This window comes from Paraburkholderia guartelaensis (assembly GCF_004353905.1).
Taxonomy (GTDB): domain Bacteria; phylum Pseudomonadota; class Gammaproteobacteria; order Burkholderiales; family Burkholderiaceae; genus Paraburkholderia; species Paraburkholderia guartelaensis.
This window is the reverse complement of sequence record NZ_SMOD01000007.1, coordinates 93,984-107,445: the sequence shown is the minus strand read 5'-3', so window position 1 is coordinate 107,445 and position 13,462 is coordinate 93,984. Positions and strand designations below refer to the sequence as shown.

Annotated in this window: 11 protein-coding genes; 9 read left to right on the top strand and 2 right to left on the bottom strand. The window is 65.7% G+C overall.

The window, feature by feature from the left end; genetic code table 11:
• Positions 1-148: 148 nt before the first annotated feature.
• The 6 genes from E1N52_RS11230 (at position 149) to E1N52_RS11205 (ending at position 5,936) form a co-directional block, all read left to right on the top strand.
• Entirely contained in the window at positions 149-811 is a 663-nt protein-coding gene (locus tag E1N52_RS11230; RefSeq protein WP_028205939.1) for a response regulator, read from the top strand.
• Positions 812-878: 67 nt separating this feature from the next.
• Positions 879-2,180, top strand: coding sequence for an ATP-binding protein (locus E1N52_RS11225; RefSeq protein ID WP_133182793.1), 1,302 nt, complete (start codon positions 879-881; stop codon positions 2,178-2,180).
• A 136-nt stretch (positions 2,181-2,316) separates the two neighbouring features.
• The gene (locus E1N52_RS11220; RefSeq protein ID WP_133182791.1) at positions 2,317-3,822 is read left to right on the top strand and encodes a DegQ family serine endoprotease; all 1,506 of its coding nucleotides are present in this window, start codon (positions 2,317-2,319) and stop codon (positions 3,820-3,822) included.
• A 198-nt stretch (positions 3,823-4,020) separates the two neighbouring features.
• Positions 4,021-4,527, top strand: a complete 507-nt coding sequence (locus tag E1N52_RS11215) for a carboxypeptidase regulatory-like domain-containing protein (protein ID WP_133182789.1) — start codon at positions 4,021-4,023, stop codon at positions 4,525-4,527.
• Between the two features lie 261 nt (positions 4,528-4,788).
• A complete protein-coding gene (locus tag E1N52_RS11210) occupies positions 4,789-5,154 on the top strand; it encodes a DUF427 domain-containing protein (RefSeq protein WP_133182787.1) in 366 nt (121 codons plus the stop codon).
• 32 nt (positions 5,155-5,186) lie between these two features.
• Positions 5,187-5,936 (top strand): SRPBCC family protein, encoded by a 750-nt coding sequence (locus tag E1N52_RS11205; protein WP_133182785.1) that lies wholly within the window; start codon positions 5,187-5,189, stop codon positions 5,934-5,936.
• Between the two features lie 58 nt (positions 5,937-5,994).
• Here the strand turns inward: E1N52_RS11205 and E1N52_RS11200 are convergent, their stop codons facing one another.
• The gene (locus E1N52_RS11200) at positions 5,995-6,981 is read right to left on the bottom strand and encodes a helix-turn-helix domain-containing protein (protein WP_133182783.1); all 987 of its coding nucleotides are present in this window, start codon (positions 6,979-6,981) and stop codon (positions 5,995-5,997) included.
• 145 nt (positions 6,982-7,126) lie between these two features.
• On the opposite strand from E1N52_RS11200, the gene E1N52_RS11195 reads away from it, so the two are divergent.
• A complete protein-coding gene (locus tag E1N52_RS11195; protein ID WP_425468041.1) occupies positions 7,127-7,762 on the top strand; it encodes a cysteine hydrolase family protein in 636 nt (211 codons plus the stop codon).
• A 68-nt stretch (positions 7,763-7,830) separates the two neighbouring features.
• Here E1N52_RS11195 and E1N52_RS11190 read toward each other — a convergent pair whose 3' ends face one another.
• Positions 7,831-8,484: a TetR family transcriptional regulator gene (locus tag E1N52_RS11190; RefSeq protein ID WP_133182780.1), complete on the bottom strand. Its 654-nt coding sequence runs from the start codon at positions 8,482-8,484 to the stop codon at positions 7,831-7,833.
• A gap of 435 nt (positions 8,485-8,919) precedes the next feature.
• On the opposite strand from E1N52_RS11190, the gene E1N52_RS11185 reads away from it, so the two are divergent.
• Positions 8,920-10,182, top strand: a complete 1,263-nt coding sequence (locus E1N52_RS11185; RefSeq protein ID WP_133182778.1) for an efflux RND transporter periplasmic adaptor subunit — start codon at positions 8,920-8,922, stop codon at positions 10,180-10,182.
• 15 nt (positions 10,183-10,197) lie between these two features.
• Positions 10,198-13,461, top strand: a complete 3,264-nt coding sequence (locus E1N52_RS11180; RefSeq protein ID WP_133182777.1) for an efflux RND transporter permease subunit — start codon at positions 10,198-10,200, stop codon at positions 13,459-13,461.
• Position 13,462: the final 1 nt, after the last annotated feature.

Here is a 13,462-nt window from a genome sequence, read left to right as displayed (position 1 = left end):
GGTTCAAACACTGTGCGTAACGCGCGCCATTGCATCGCGACAGGCTGCGCGCCGCAGCGGCGCGGCGCCCCTGTTCAGGCGCTAGAATGCACGCATCGTCATCCATTCAAGCAGCGCGGCGCAGCGTCGCCGCCTGGCCAACATTACGATGCGCATACTGCTAGTCGAAGATGACCGCATGATCGCCGAAGGCGTGCGCAAGGCGCTGCGCGGCGAAGGCTTTGCGGTCGACTGGGTCGAAGACGGCGACGCCGCCCTCTCGGCCGCGAGCGCGGATTCTTACGATCTCATGCTGCTCGATCTCGGACTGCCGCGACGCGACGGTCTCGACGTGCTGCGCACCCTGCGCGCGCGCGGCGCGGCGCTGCCCGTGCTGATCCTCACCGCGCGCGACGCCGTGGCCGACCGCGTGAAGGGGCTCGACGCCGGCGCGGACGACTACCTCATCAAGCCCTTCGATCTCGACGAACTGGGCGCACGCATGCGCGCGCTGATCCGCCGCCAGGCGGGCCGCAGCGATTCGACCATCCGCCACGGCTCGATCACGCTCGATCCGGCTTCGCACCAGGTCACCCAGGACGGTTCGCCCGTTGCTCTATCGGCGCGCGAATTCGCGCTGCTCGAAGCTCTGCTCGCGCGTCCGGGCGCGGTGCTCTCGAAAACCCAGCTCGAAGAAAAGATGTACGGCTGGGGCGAGGAGATCGGCAGCAATACTGTCGAGGTCTATATTCACGCGCTGCGCAAGAAGCTCGGGGCCGATCTGATCCGCAACGTGCGCGGGCTCGGCTACATGATCGCCAAAGACGCATGAAGCAGGAAATCAAGTGCGTAAGCGCCAAAGCGCTAACTCCGGATCGACAGGGAGACCCCGTTAGCCGATGAGTTCCATCCGACGACAACTGCTGTTCTGGCTGCTCGCGATCGTCGTCGCGGGCGTGGGGCTCGCGGGCTGGCTGATCTACCGCCAGGCGCTCGCCGAAGCCAACGAGCTGTTCGACTACCAGCTGCAGGAAATCGCCGAGGCGCTGCCCTCCGAGCCGTTCAACGAGATCCTCAGTTCGCGCGACACGGGCGACGAAGGCATCGTGCTGCAGATCTGGAATCGCAACGGCGTGCTCATGTACTACTCGCATCCGCGCGCGCCGCTCGCGCCGCGGGCGGAACTCGGCTTTTCGACGGAGCGCACCGATCGCGGCGACTGGCGCGTGTATGGCGCGATCGTTGGCGACAATGTCGTGCAGCTCGCGCAGCCCGTTTCGGTGCGCAACCGGCTCGCCGCGAACGTCGCGTTGCGCACGCTCTGGCCGCTCATCGTGGTGCTGCCGTTTCTCGGCATCGCGGTCTGGATCATGGTGGGGCGCGGGCTCAGGCCGCTCTCGCGCGTCGCGCGCGCGCTCGATACGCGTCATCCTGAAGCGCTCGACCCGCTGCCCGAAGAGCGTTTGCCGCGCGAAGTCACGCCGCTCGTGCATGCATTGAACGCGCTGCTCGAACGTCTCGCGCAGGCCATCGACACGCAAAAGGCCTTCGTTGCCGATGCCGCGCATGAGTTGCGCACGCCGCTCGCGGCCGTGCAGATCCAGGCGCAACTCGTTGCGCGCGCAAAGGATGACGAAACGCGCCGCGAAGCGCTCGGCGATCTGCAGGCCGGCGTGACGCGCGCCACGCGTCTTGCCGAGCAGCTGCTCGCCCTCGCGCGTTCCGAGCCCGACGGTCATGCGCGCGCGCAGAACGTCGATCTGCATGCGCTGCTCGATGATTGCGTGCTCAACTATGCGCCGCTCGCTCAGCAGCGCGGCGTCGATCTCGGTATCGAGGAAAGCGCGGCGGCGAGCGTGCATGGCGACGCCGATGCGTTGCGCGTGATGCTCAACAACCTGCTCGACAACGCGACCAAATACACGCCCGCGGGCGGCCGCGTGGACGTGAGCCTCGCCGTCGTCGATGGGCATCCGCGCGTGCGCATCGCGGACAGCGGGCCGGGCATCCCGGAGGAGGAGCGCGCGCGCGTGTTCGATCGCTTTTATCGCGTGGGCGCGGGTGCAAACCGCGCGCGCACCGATATCGCCGGCACGGGACTCGGGCTCGCTATCGTGCGACGAATCGCGGATCAGCACGACGCGACCATCACACTCGGCGATTCGCCCGCCGGCGGCCTGCTCGTGGACGTGCGATTCTGAGTCCGAATCGTCCGCAAATGCCCGCCGCGCGGGCGTTTGCGCGATTATTGCGATTTCTGCCTACTTAAGACTCCTTTAAGCGACACGGCTTACTCTTCGGTACGTCGTGATGAGTACCCCGCGCAAGGAGTCCGCAATGAATACTAAAGTTCTTTCCCGCAGTGCCGTGGCAGCCGCCGTGGTCGTCGCATTGTCGGCGGGCTACGTAGCAGGGCACCGTGATCTGCCTGCTCCGCAGGTCATCTCGCAGGCCCAGGCCGCGGCGATGATGCCCGCCGAAGCCGCAGCCAAGACTGGCATTCCCGACTTCTCGGGTCTCGTGGAAACCTACGGGCCCGCAGTGGTCAACATCAGCGCCAAGCACGTCGTGAAGCAGACGGCGCTGCGCAGCGGCGGCAGCGGCCCGCAACAACTGCCGATCGATCCGAGCGATCCGTTCTACCAGTTCTTCAAGCACTTCTACGGTGGCGCGCCCGGCATGGGCGGCGGCGACAATGGTCCGCAGGCCGACCAGCCCAGCGCGAGCCTCGGCTCGGGCTTCATCATCAGCCCGGACGGCTACATTCTCACGAACGCACACGTCGTGGACGGCGCCAACGTCGTGACGGTGAAGCTCACCGACAAGCGCGAATACAAGGCGAAGGTCGTGGGCGCCGACAAGCAGTCGGACGTCGCTGTGCTCAAGATCGATGCGAAGGATCTGCCGACCGTGAAGATCGGCGACCCGCGCCAGAGCAAGGTCGGCCAGTGGGTGGTGGCGATCGGCTCGCCGTACGGCTTCGACAACACGGTGACCTCGGGCATCATCAGCGCGAAGTCGCGTTCGCTGCCGGACGAAAACTACACGCCGTTCATCCAGACCGACGTGCCGGTCAACCCCGGCAATTCGGGCGGCCCGCTCTTTAATCTGCAGGGCGAAGTAATCGGCATCAACTCGATGATCTACTCGCAGACGGGCGGCTTCCAGGGCCTTTCGTTCGCAATCCCGATCAATGAGGCGATCAAGGTCAAGGACGAACTCGTCAAGACCGGCCATGTGAGCCGTGGGCGTCTCGGCGTCGCGGTGCAGTCGATGAACCAGACGCTCGCCAACTCGTTCGGCATGGACAAGCCGCGCGGCGCGCTGGTGAGTTCGGTGGACGCAAGCGGTCCGGCCGCCAAGGCGGGCTTGAAGCCCGGCGACGTGATCCTGTCCGTGAACGGCCAGTCCGTGGACGATTCGTCCGATCTGCCTTCGCTCATCGCAGGCATGAAGCCGGGCACGAAGGCCGATGTTCAGGTGTGGCGTGACAAGAGCACGAAGGACCTGACCGCAACCATCGGCACGCTGGGCGACGCGAAGGTGGCTTCGAACGACGCTCCGCAGGCACAGATGCAAGGTCGCCTCGGCGTCGCGGTGCGCCCGCTCACGCCGGAAGAGAAGAGCAACGGCTCGCTCGATCACGGTCTGCTCGTCGAGCAGTCGGGTGGTGCAGCTGAAAATGCGGGTGTCCAGCCCGGCGATGTGATTCTCGCCGTGAATGGCCGCCCGGTGACGAGCGCCGATCAGCTCAAGCAAATGGTTTCCAAGGCTGGCAACAGCATTGCGCTCCTGATCCAGCGAGACGACGCACAGATTTTCGTGCCTGTCGATCTCGGCTGATCCCTGCTGTCGCGAATCCGGCTCCGTGCGCCGGATTCGCGGCGAGAGCAGGTTTCATTACGTTGTACCTGTGCTGCCGCCGTTGGCCTTTGGCCTCGGCGGCAGTGGTTTTTTGGGGCGCGCAAAACCTTTTACGCGAGCCGCTCGGGCACGCCCCTTGCGGGAGCATTACATCGGACAAACTGAAAGGAGCGATCGATGAAGCGTTTCCGCAACTCGCGCCCCACCCATACCACCGCTTACGCGACGATTCTCGCGGCCACGCTTGCGCTCGGCTACGCGGGCGGCGCGGCGGCGCAGCAGGCCGACGCCTCGGGCACGGTCGGCGGCACGACCACCGACAACACGAGCGCCGGCAACATCAACGGCGGCGGCATGCCACAAGTCCAGCAGCAGGGCGACGTGTCGTTCGTCTCCGGCGGCGTGGGTCTCGACGAATCCAAGGCGCTGCTCAGCGCGGAGCGCGAGTGGCCGCTTGCGTTGCGCTTTACCCAGCGCAGCGGCGAGTACGTGGCGGACGTGCGCGTGCAGATCACCGACTCGCACGGCGCGAGCGTGCTCGATACGACTTCCCGTGGGCCGTACATGCTCGTCAGGGTACGTCCGGGCCGCTACAACGTGCATGTGAGCCATGCGGGCGTCGACAAGACGAGCGCCGTGACGGTCGGCTCGAACGGCAGCGCGCGGGCGGCGTTCATCTGGTAGCCGCGCAGCCGGGCCCGATCGCTTTGGGCGCTGGCGCACGCGCGTCGCGCATAAGATTCACGCAGCCAGAGCGAGTTTGGCCGATAATGAGGCCGAAGGGAGGCCGCGACCGCTCAGGCGTTACAGGAGCGTGTTCGCTTGTTGCCGTCTGTCGCCGTTGATACGGTGATCGGCGCGGTGACAGGCGACTGGTGAGCGGCCATCCCGTGGAATTGCACGGCAGGGCGCCGCAGGCGCCGCCTACCAACAGGGGAGCCGAACATGGCGGTCGAACCGGATGCGGTCCATCGCATCGATCTCGTCGCGAACCGTCACCGCGTGCGCGTGATTCATGGCGGCATCACGATTGCCGATACGCTGCACGCCGTCACCCTTTGCGAAACCGGCTACCCCGACGTCTTCTACTTTCCGCGCGCCGATGTGAACATGGCGCGACTCGAACGCTCCGGACACACTTCGCATTGCCCGTTCAAGGGCGAGGCGACGTATTTCCATTTGCGTACCGAAGACGGGCGCGTCGACGACGCGGCCTGGAGCTACGAAGCGCCGCTTGATGATGCACGCGGCATCAAGGGGTATCTGGCTTTCTACGCGACTCGCGTGGACCGGATCGACCAGACCTCCTGATATGGCCCGGTAGCTTGCATAGGGGAGTCGCCATGGAACTGAACGATGCGTTGAGAATTCCGCTCGAACCGGCCGCCGTCTGGGCGGCGTTGCAGGACGTGGCGCTCGTGCGAGCGAGCATGGAGCATTGCGAGTCGTTCAGGCGCCTCGGCCCCGGCGAATACGCGATCACGCTCACGGTGCCGCTCGGGCCGCTGCGCGCACGCTACGAAGTACGTGCCCACATTGCCAGTGATACGGCGCAGGTGCCGCTCACGCCCCGGCGCGTGCTGAGCTTTCGCGCCCGCGCGGACGGCATCGGCTCGCTGCGCGGACAGATCGACGTCGCGTTGCGCCCTGAAGAGCGCCCCACGGCGAGGGAGCCGGGTACGGGCAAGGATGTGAACACGCGGATCGACTACTCGGTGTGGGCCACGCTCACGGGCCCGCTTTCCGAGCTGCCGCCGCGCCAGATCGAGAACGCGCTGCACGAACTGGCCGACGACTTCTTCACTGAGTTCTGCGCCGTGGTTGCGGTCAAGCACGGCCAGGCGCCGAACCGTGTGGCGGGCGAGCAGCCGCGCCGGCAGCACGTGTTCCTGCGCCCGATCAACCTCGCCGGTCTCGCCCGGCGCGCGCATATCCTGCCGCAGCACCATGCGGGAGGAACGCTCTCGGGCCGCGCGGCAAGCACGCTGAATCACGAGCCGCCGCAGCACGCCATGCCTTATTGGGCATGGGCCGCGATGATCTTTTTCGTGGCGTTGCTGCTTTATGCGGCGCGCTGGTTCACCGGGACCTGAATTCGGCGCTGCTCGGCGCGCGCAGGTGCGCCGAGCGTCGCACCGCTCATCGAACCGCTTACGCCCCCCGAAACTCGCGCCGCCATGCCGACGGCGAAATCCTGAACGCCTCCACGAAATGCTGACGCAGCGACGCGGCCGAGCCGAAGCCCGCGCGCTGGGCGATCGCGTCGATCGGATGATCGGTGCTTTCGAGCAACTGCTGCGCGCGGGCGAGGCGCTCGCCGAGCAGCCACGCGCTCACCGTCGAACCCGTCGTCAATCGGAACTGGCGCGTGAAGGTGCGCCGGCTCATCAGCGCGCGCTGCGCGAGCGAGTCGAGCGTGTGGGGCGCGTCGAGGTGGGCGCGAATCCAGTCGAGCAGACCCGGCAGACGGTCGCCGCGCCCGGCTGCCGCGAGCGGCTGCTGAACGTACTGCGCCTGGTTGCCCTGGCGATGCGGCGGCACGACGAGCCGCCGCGCCACGTAGTTCGCGGCGCTCGAGCCGCACAGGCGCCGCATGAGATGCAGGCAGCAGTCGAGTCCCGCCGCCGTGCCCGCCGAGGTGAGCAGGTCGCCGTCGTCGATGTAGAGCACGCCGGGATCGAAGTGCACCGCCGGAAAGCGCTGCGCGAAGTCGTCGGCGGCTGCCCAGTGCGTGGTGGCCGGGCGGCCGTCGAGCAGGCCCGCATGCGCAAGCACATAGGCGCCGAGGCATAGTCCGACGAGGATTGCGCCGTCCGCGTGCGCTTCGCAAAGCGCGTCGCAAAGCGCGGCGGGCGGCGCCTCGTGGGTGTCGCGCCAGCTCGGCACGACGATCACGTCGGCGCCGCGCAGCCCCTCGAGGCCCTGCGGCGCGCCGATCGTGAAGCCTGCCGTGGTCGTCAGCGTGCCGGGCTCCGCCGCGCAGACGGCGAGTTCGAACGTCGGCACGCCGCCTTCGCTGCGGTCTTCGCCGAACACGACGCAAGGCACGGAGAGATGGAACGGACTGATGCGGTCGAAGGCGATCACGGCGACGCGCAACGTGGCCGGTGAAGGAGCCTGACGGGTAGCAGTGGCCATGGCGAGCCCCGAAGAGGAATGGCCCGATTCTAGCGAAAGTTGTCATCCGGGCCACTGTCGCGTGGACGCACGCAGCGCCACAATCCCGCCATCGACTCCGCGTCTTCGGACCGGTCGGTTCCATTCAACCCCAGGAGGCATGGCCATGTCCGCGAATCCGCGCCGGGCGCTCGTCGTGATCGACGTGCAGAACGAATATGTCAGCGGCGATCTGCCGATCGAATATCCCCCTATCGAGACGTCACTCGCCAATATTGGCCGCGCGATCGATGCCGCGCGGGCAGCCGGCGTGCCGGTCGTGGTGGTGCAGAACTTCGCCCCGGCGGACTCGCCGCTTTTCGCGCGCGGCAGCGTGGGCGCCGAACTGCATCCGGTCGTGGCTTCGCGCGAGCGCGATCACTACGTCGAAAAAGCGCTGCCGAGCGCTTTCGCGGGCACCGATCTCAAGGCCTGGCTGGCCGATCACGGCATCGACACGCTCACGGTGGCCGGCTACATGACGCACAACTGCGACGCCTCGACGGTGTTCGAGGCGACCCACGCGGGTCTTGCCGTCGAGTTTCTGGTCGATGCGACGGGTTCGGTGCCGTATGCAAACGAGGCGGGAACGGCGAGCGCCGAGGAGATCCATCGCGTGTTCAGCACGGTGATGCACACGCGCTTCGCTGCGGTCGTGACCACGGACGCGTGGCTTGCCGCCGTCGAAAAAGGCGTGCCGCTCGCGCGTGACAACATCTACGCGTCGAATCAACGGGCCCGCGCGAACCGCGTGCCGGCCTGAGCGATCAAGAAAAAGGCGGCCTCGTCAGCGGGCCGCCTTGTTAGATCCGGGAACTGCGCCAGCGGGACTCAGGCGTCCGACTCGCTGGCGCCAATGCGCAGCGAGGGGCTGAAGCGCAGCGCGTCGAGCATCGCGTCGACGTGCCGTTCGGCGTTGCTCGCCACGTCGAACACGTCCGGCAGGATCGCCATATCGCGCAGCGCGCCGCCAATGAACGAATGGAGCACGCGCGACGCGCGCTTGGGGTCGAGGTCGGCGGGTAGCTGGCCCTTCGACATCGCATTGCGCAAACCCTGCTCGATGCTCGCGAGGCCCTCGCGCATATCGGTCTGATGGCGCGCCATCACGGGGCCCATCTCCTCGACGAACTCACACTTCAGGAACAGGATTTCGAACACGCGGCGCCGGCGCACGTCGGTTGCCGTGTTGCGCAGACACAGAATGCAAAGATCGCGCATGCGCCCGAGCGGGTCGGGCTCGCCGGGATCCGTCGATGCCACCTTCAACTCGTCGAGCGGCAGCACCACGCGGTCGAACATGGCCGTGAACAGGTCGCCCTTGTTTTCGAAATGCCAATAAATCGCGCCACGCGTCACGCCCGCGGTCTGGGCGATGTCGGCCAGCGAAGTGCGCGACACGCCCTTTTCGTAAAAGACGTGTTCGGCGGCGTCGAGGATCCGGTTGCGCGTCTCCAGCGCTTCCTCTTTCGTTCGGCGGACCATTTTTGAGATGAATGCGTTACTGCGGGTTAGGGGTGAATGAATGTATTTAGGGTGCGAACCGTAATGTATTGATTTGTAATATGGATATGATGCGCGGATCGCTCCTGAAGTACCACTCAACGGTTACGTAACGTCCTTTTACATTCGTTCGCGAATGTATCTATAATAGCACCCCACCACCTGGGTGCCTCAAGTGGTGATGTCCGGTTAATATCCGTCCTTGGCCAAGTGGTCGTAGAAACCCCAATGCGCGACGCCTCTCGCGGCGGCGCGCGGCAGTATCGCCCGGACGGATGTGCAGACCGGAACGCGCCTTTCTAGAAGAAGTACCGGGTTTATCCGTCAGGTATTTGCCAGATGCTGGCGTGCGTGGTCGTCCTCCTCGTTGCAGGACGCCGCACGCTTTTATTGTCAGTTATAGACAGAGGTCGCTCCATGCGCGTCGAACGGGTTCCATTCCGCCTAATCAGTGTCGCGACGGCTGCCATCGTGCTCGCAGCCTGCGGGCAAAAGCAGTCGGCGCCGCCGCCGCAAACCCCCGAAGTGGGTGTCGTTACCGTCCAGCCGACCGCCGTGCCGGTCGTCTCCGAGCTTCCCGGCCGTACCAGTGCCTACCTCGTCGCGCAAGTGCGCGCTCGGGTGGACGGCATCGTGCTGCGCCGCGAATTCACCGAAGGCGCGATCGTGAAGGCCGGTCAGCGGCTCTACAAGATCGACCCCGCGCCGTATATCGCCGCGCTCAACACCGCCAAGGCCACGCTCGCCAAGGCGCAGGCCAACCTGGTCACGCAGAATGCGCTGGTTTCGCGCTACAAGGTTCTGGTGCAGGCCAACGCCGTGAGCAAGCAGGACTACGACAACGCCGTTTCCGCGCAAGGCCAGGCGGCAGCGGACGTCGCCTCCGGCAAGGCCGCCGTCGATACGGCGCAGATCAACCTCGGCTACACCGACGTCGTTTCGCCGGTCACGGGCCAGGTCGGCATCTCGCAGGTCACGCCGGGCGCCTATGTGCAGGCGAGCGCCGCGACGCTCATGTCGACGGTTCAGCAGCTCGACCCGATGTACGTCGACGTCACGCAGTCGAGCCTCGACGGCCTGAAGCTGCGCCGCGCGATTCAGGAGGGCCGCCTGTCGACTAGCGGCCCGAATGCCGCGAAGGTTTCGCTCGTGCTCGAAGACGGCCGCGTGTACGCGCAGAAGGGCAAGCTCCAGTTCAGCGACGTCACGGTCGACCAGACCACGGGCTCGGTGACGGTTCGCGCGCTCTTCCCGAACGCCGACCGCGTGCTGCTGCCGGGCATGTTCGTGCGTGCTCGCATCGAAGAAGGCATCAACAACAACGCGTTCCTCGTACCGCAGGTGGGCGTGCTGCACGACCAGAAGGGCCAGGCTTCGGTGTACGTCGTCGGCAAGGACGACAAGGTCGTGCCGACGCCGATCGTTACGTCGGGCGCGCAGGGCCAGGACTGGGTCGTGGAGAGCGGCCTGCAGGCCGGCGACCGCGTGATCGTGCAAGGCACCGACAAGGTCAAGCCGGGTGCGCAGGTCAAGCCTGTCGCGGCGCAACTGCCGCCGCCGCCGCCGCCGGGCGCGCCTTCGGCCGACATGGCAACGGCTTCGGGCAATGCGAACGCTGCCAGCGCCGCATCCGGGCCGAAGGGTGCCTCGGCTGCGCCTGCCGCCTCTGCAGCGCAATAACCGGGAGCCTGCTTCATGGCAAAGTTCTTTATTGATCGCCCAATTTTTGCGTGGGTGATCGCCATCATTCTGATGCTGGCGGGCGTGGCTTCGGTGTTCACGCTGCCGGTCGCGCAGTATCCGACCATCGCGCCGCCTTCCATCCAGATCAGCGCGAACTATCCGGGCGCGTCGGCCAAGACGGTGGAAAACACGGTCACCCAGGTGATCGAGCAGCAGATGAGCGGTCTCGACCACCTGCTGTACATCTCGTCGACTTCCGATGACTCGGGCACGGCAACCATCACGCTGACCTTCGCCGCGGGCACCAACCCGGACATCGCGCAGGTGCAGGTGCAGAACAAGCTGCAGCTTGCCACGCCGATTCTGCCGCAGGTGGTGCAGCAGCTCGGTATCAGCGTGACGAAGTCGAGCAGCAGCTTCCTGCTGGTGCTTGCGTTCGTGTCCGAAGACGGCAGCATGACCAAGTACGACCTCGCGAACTACGTGGCGTCGAACGTGAAGGACCCGATCAGCCGTATCGACGGCGTGGGTACGGTCACGCTGTTCGGCTCGCAGTACGCGATGCGCGTGTGGCTCGATCCAAACAAGCTCACGAACTTCCAGCTAACACCAACCGACGTCACAGCGGCGATCACCGCGCAGAACGTGCAGATCGCGGGCGGCCAGCTTGGCGGCACGCCGGCGGTGGCGGGGCAGTCGTTCCAGGCGACCATCACCGAATCGACGCTGCTGCAAACGCCTGAGCAGTTCGGCAACATCCTGCTGAAGGTGAACCAGGACGGCTCGCAGGTGCGCCTGAAGGACGTGGCGCGGATTGGTCTGGGCGGCGAGAACTACAACTTCGACACGAAGTACAACGGCTCGCCGACGGCCGGTCTCGGGATTCAGCTCGCGACGGGCGCCAACGCGCTGCAGACCGCGAAGCTCGTTCGCCAGAAGATCGATGACCTCTCGAAGTACTTCCCGCACGGTCTCGTCGTGAAGTACCCGTACGACACGACGCCGTTCGTGCGCCTGTCGATCGAGGAAGTGATCAAGACGCTGCTGGAAGGCATCGTGCTGGTGTTCCTCGTGATGTATCTGTTCCTGCAGAACCTGCGCGCGACGTTGATTCCGACGATCGCCGTGCCGGTGGTGCTGCTGGGCACGTTCGCGATCATGGCGATGGTGGGCTTCTCCATCAACACGCTGTCGATGTTCGGCCTCGTGCTCGCGATCGGCCTGCTGGTGGACGACGCAATCGTGGTCGTGGAGAACGTCGAGCGGGTGATGGTGGAAGAGGGGCTGGGGCCGAAGGAAGCCACCCGCAAGGCCATGGGCCAGATCACCGGCGCACTGGTGGGCGTGGCGCTCGTGCTCTCCGCGGTGTTCGTGCCGGTGGCGTTCTCGGGCGGCTCGGTCGGCGCCATCTACCGGCAGTTCTCGCTCACGATCGTGGCGGCGATGGTGCTGTCCGTGCTCGTCGCGTTGATTCTCACGCCGGCGTTGTGCGCGACCATCCTCAAGCCGATCCCGAAGGGCCATCACGAAGAGAAGAAGGGCTTCTTCGGCTGGTTCAACCGCACGTTCGAGCGTAGCCGCGACAAGTACCACAGTGGCGTGTACCACGTGATCAAGCGCTCGGGCCGCTGGCTCATCATCTACCTCGCGGTGATCGTCGCGGTGGGCATGCTGTTCGTGCGCTTGCCGAAGTCGTTCCTGCCCGATGAAGACCAGGGCACGATGTTCGTGATCGTGCAGACGCCCGTGGGCTCGACCCAGGAAACGACGGCACGCACGCTCGCCAACATCCAGAACTGGCTGCTCAAGGACGAAGGCAGCATCGTCGAGTCGGTGTTCACGGTGAACGGCTTCAGTTTCGCGGGCCGCGGCCAGAACTCGGGTCTCGTGTTCGTGCGGATGAAGGACTACAAGCAGCGTCAGCACGCGGACCAGAAGGTCCAGGCGCTGGTGCGGCGTATGTTCATGCACTACGCGGGCTACAAGGACGCGATGGTGTTCCCGGTGAATCCGCCGTCGATTCCTGAACTCGGCACCGCGTCGGGCTTCGACTTTGAGTTGCAGGACCGCGGCGGCGTCGGCCACGAGAAGCTGATGGAAGCGCGCAACATGCTGCTCGGCATGGCGGCGAAGGATCCGACGCTCGCTGTCGTGCGCCCGAACGGCCTGAACGACACGCCGCAGTTCACGGTGGATATCGACCGTGAAAAGGCAGAGGCACTCGGTGTGACGGCGGCCGCGGTCGACCAGACGTTCTCGATCGCCTGGGCGTCGGCGTACGTGAACAACTTCCTCGATACGGACGGCCGTATCAAGAAGGTGTACGTGATGTCCGATGCCCCGTTCCGCATGACGCCGGAAGACATGGGCCTCTGGTACGTGCGCAACAGCGCGGGCGGGATGGCGCCGTTCAGCTCGGTCGCGAAGGGCCGCTGGACCTTCGGTTCGCCGAAGCTCGAGCGCTACAACGGCATCTCGGCGGTGGAAATCCAGGGTCAGGCGGGGCAGGGCAAGTCAACCGGCCAGGCCATGACGGCCATGGAGCAGATCGCGGCGAAGCTGCCCGCGGGTATCGGCTACGAATGGACGGGGCTGTCGTACCAGGAACGCCAGTCGGGCTCGCAGGCGCCGATTCTGTACGGCATCTCGATCCTCGTCGTGTTCCTGTGTCTTGCGGCGCTGTATGAAAGCTGGTCGATTCCGTTCGCGGTCATCATGGTGGTGCCGCTCGGCGTGCTCGGCGCGCTGCTTGCGGTGACCTTGCGCGGCCTCGAGAACGACGTGTTCTTCCAGGTGGGTCTGTTGACCACCGTGGGTCTGTCGGCGAAGAACGCGATTCTGATCGTGGAGTTCGCGCGCGACCTTCAGGCCGATGGAAAGATGGGACCGATCGAGGCGGCGCTCGAAGCTTCGCGACTGCGCCTGCGGCCGATTCTGATGACGTCGATGGCGTTCATTCTCGGCGTGCTGCCGCTCGCGATCAGCAACGGCGCGGGTTCGGCTTCGCAGCACGCGATCGGCACGGGCGTGATCGGCGGGATGATCACGGCCACGTTCCTCGCGATCTTCATGATCCCGATGTTCTTCGTGGTGATTCGCGCGAAGTTCGCCGGCGAGAAGGAAGACGCGGACGTCGCGCTCCAGCACTACGAAGAGCACCACGCGCACGACCATGACCAGGACCAGGACAGCGGTACGAATGGTGGTGGCGCTCAGGGTGGCGAAGGCGGCAACCGCGGTGGCAACGGCGACGGCCCGGGCAAGGAAGGACATTGAG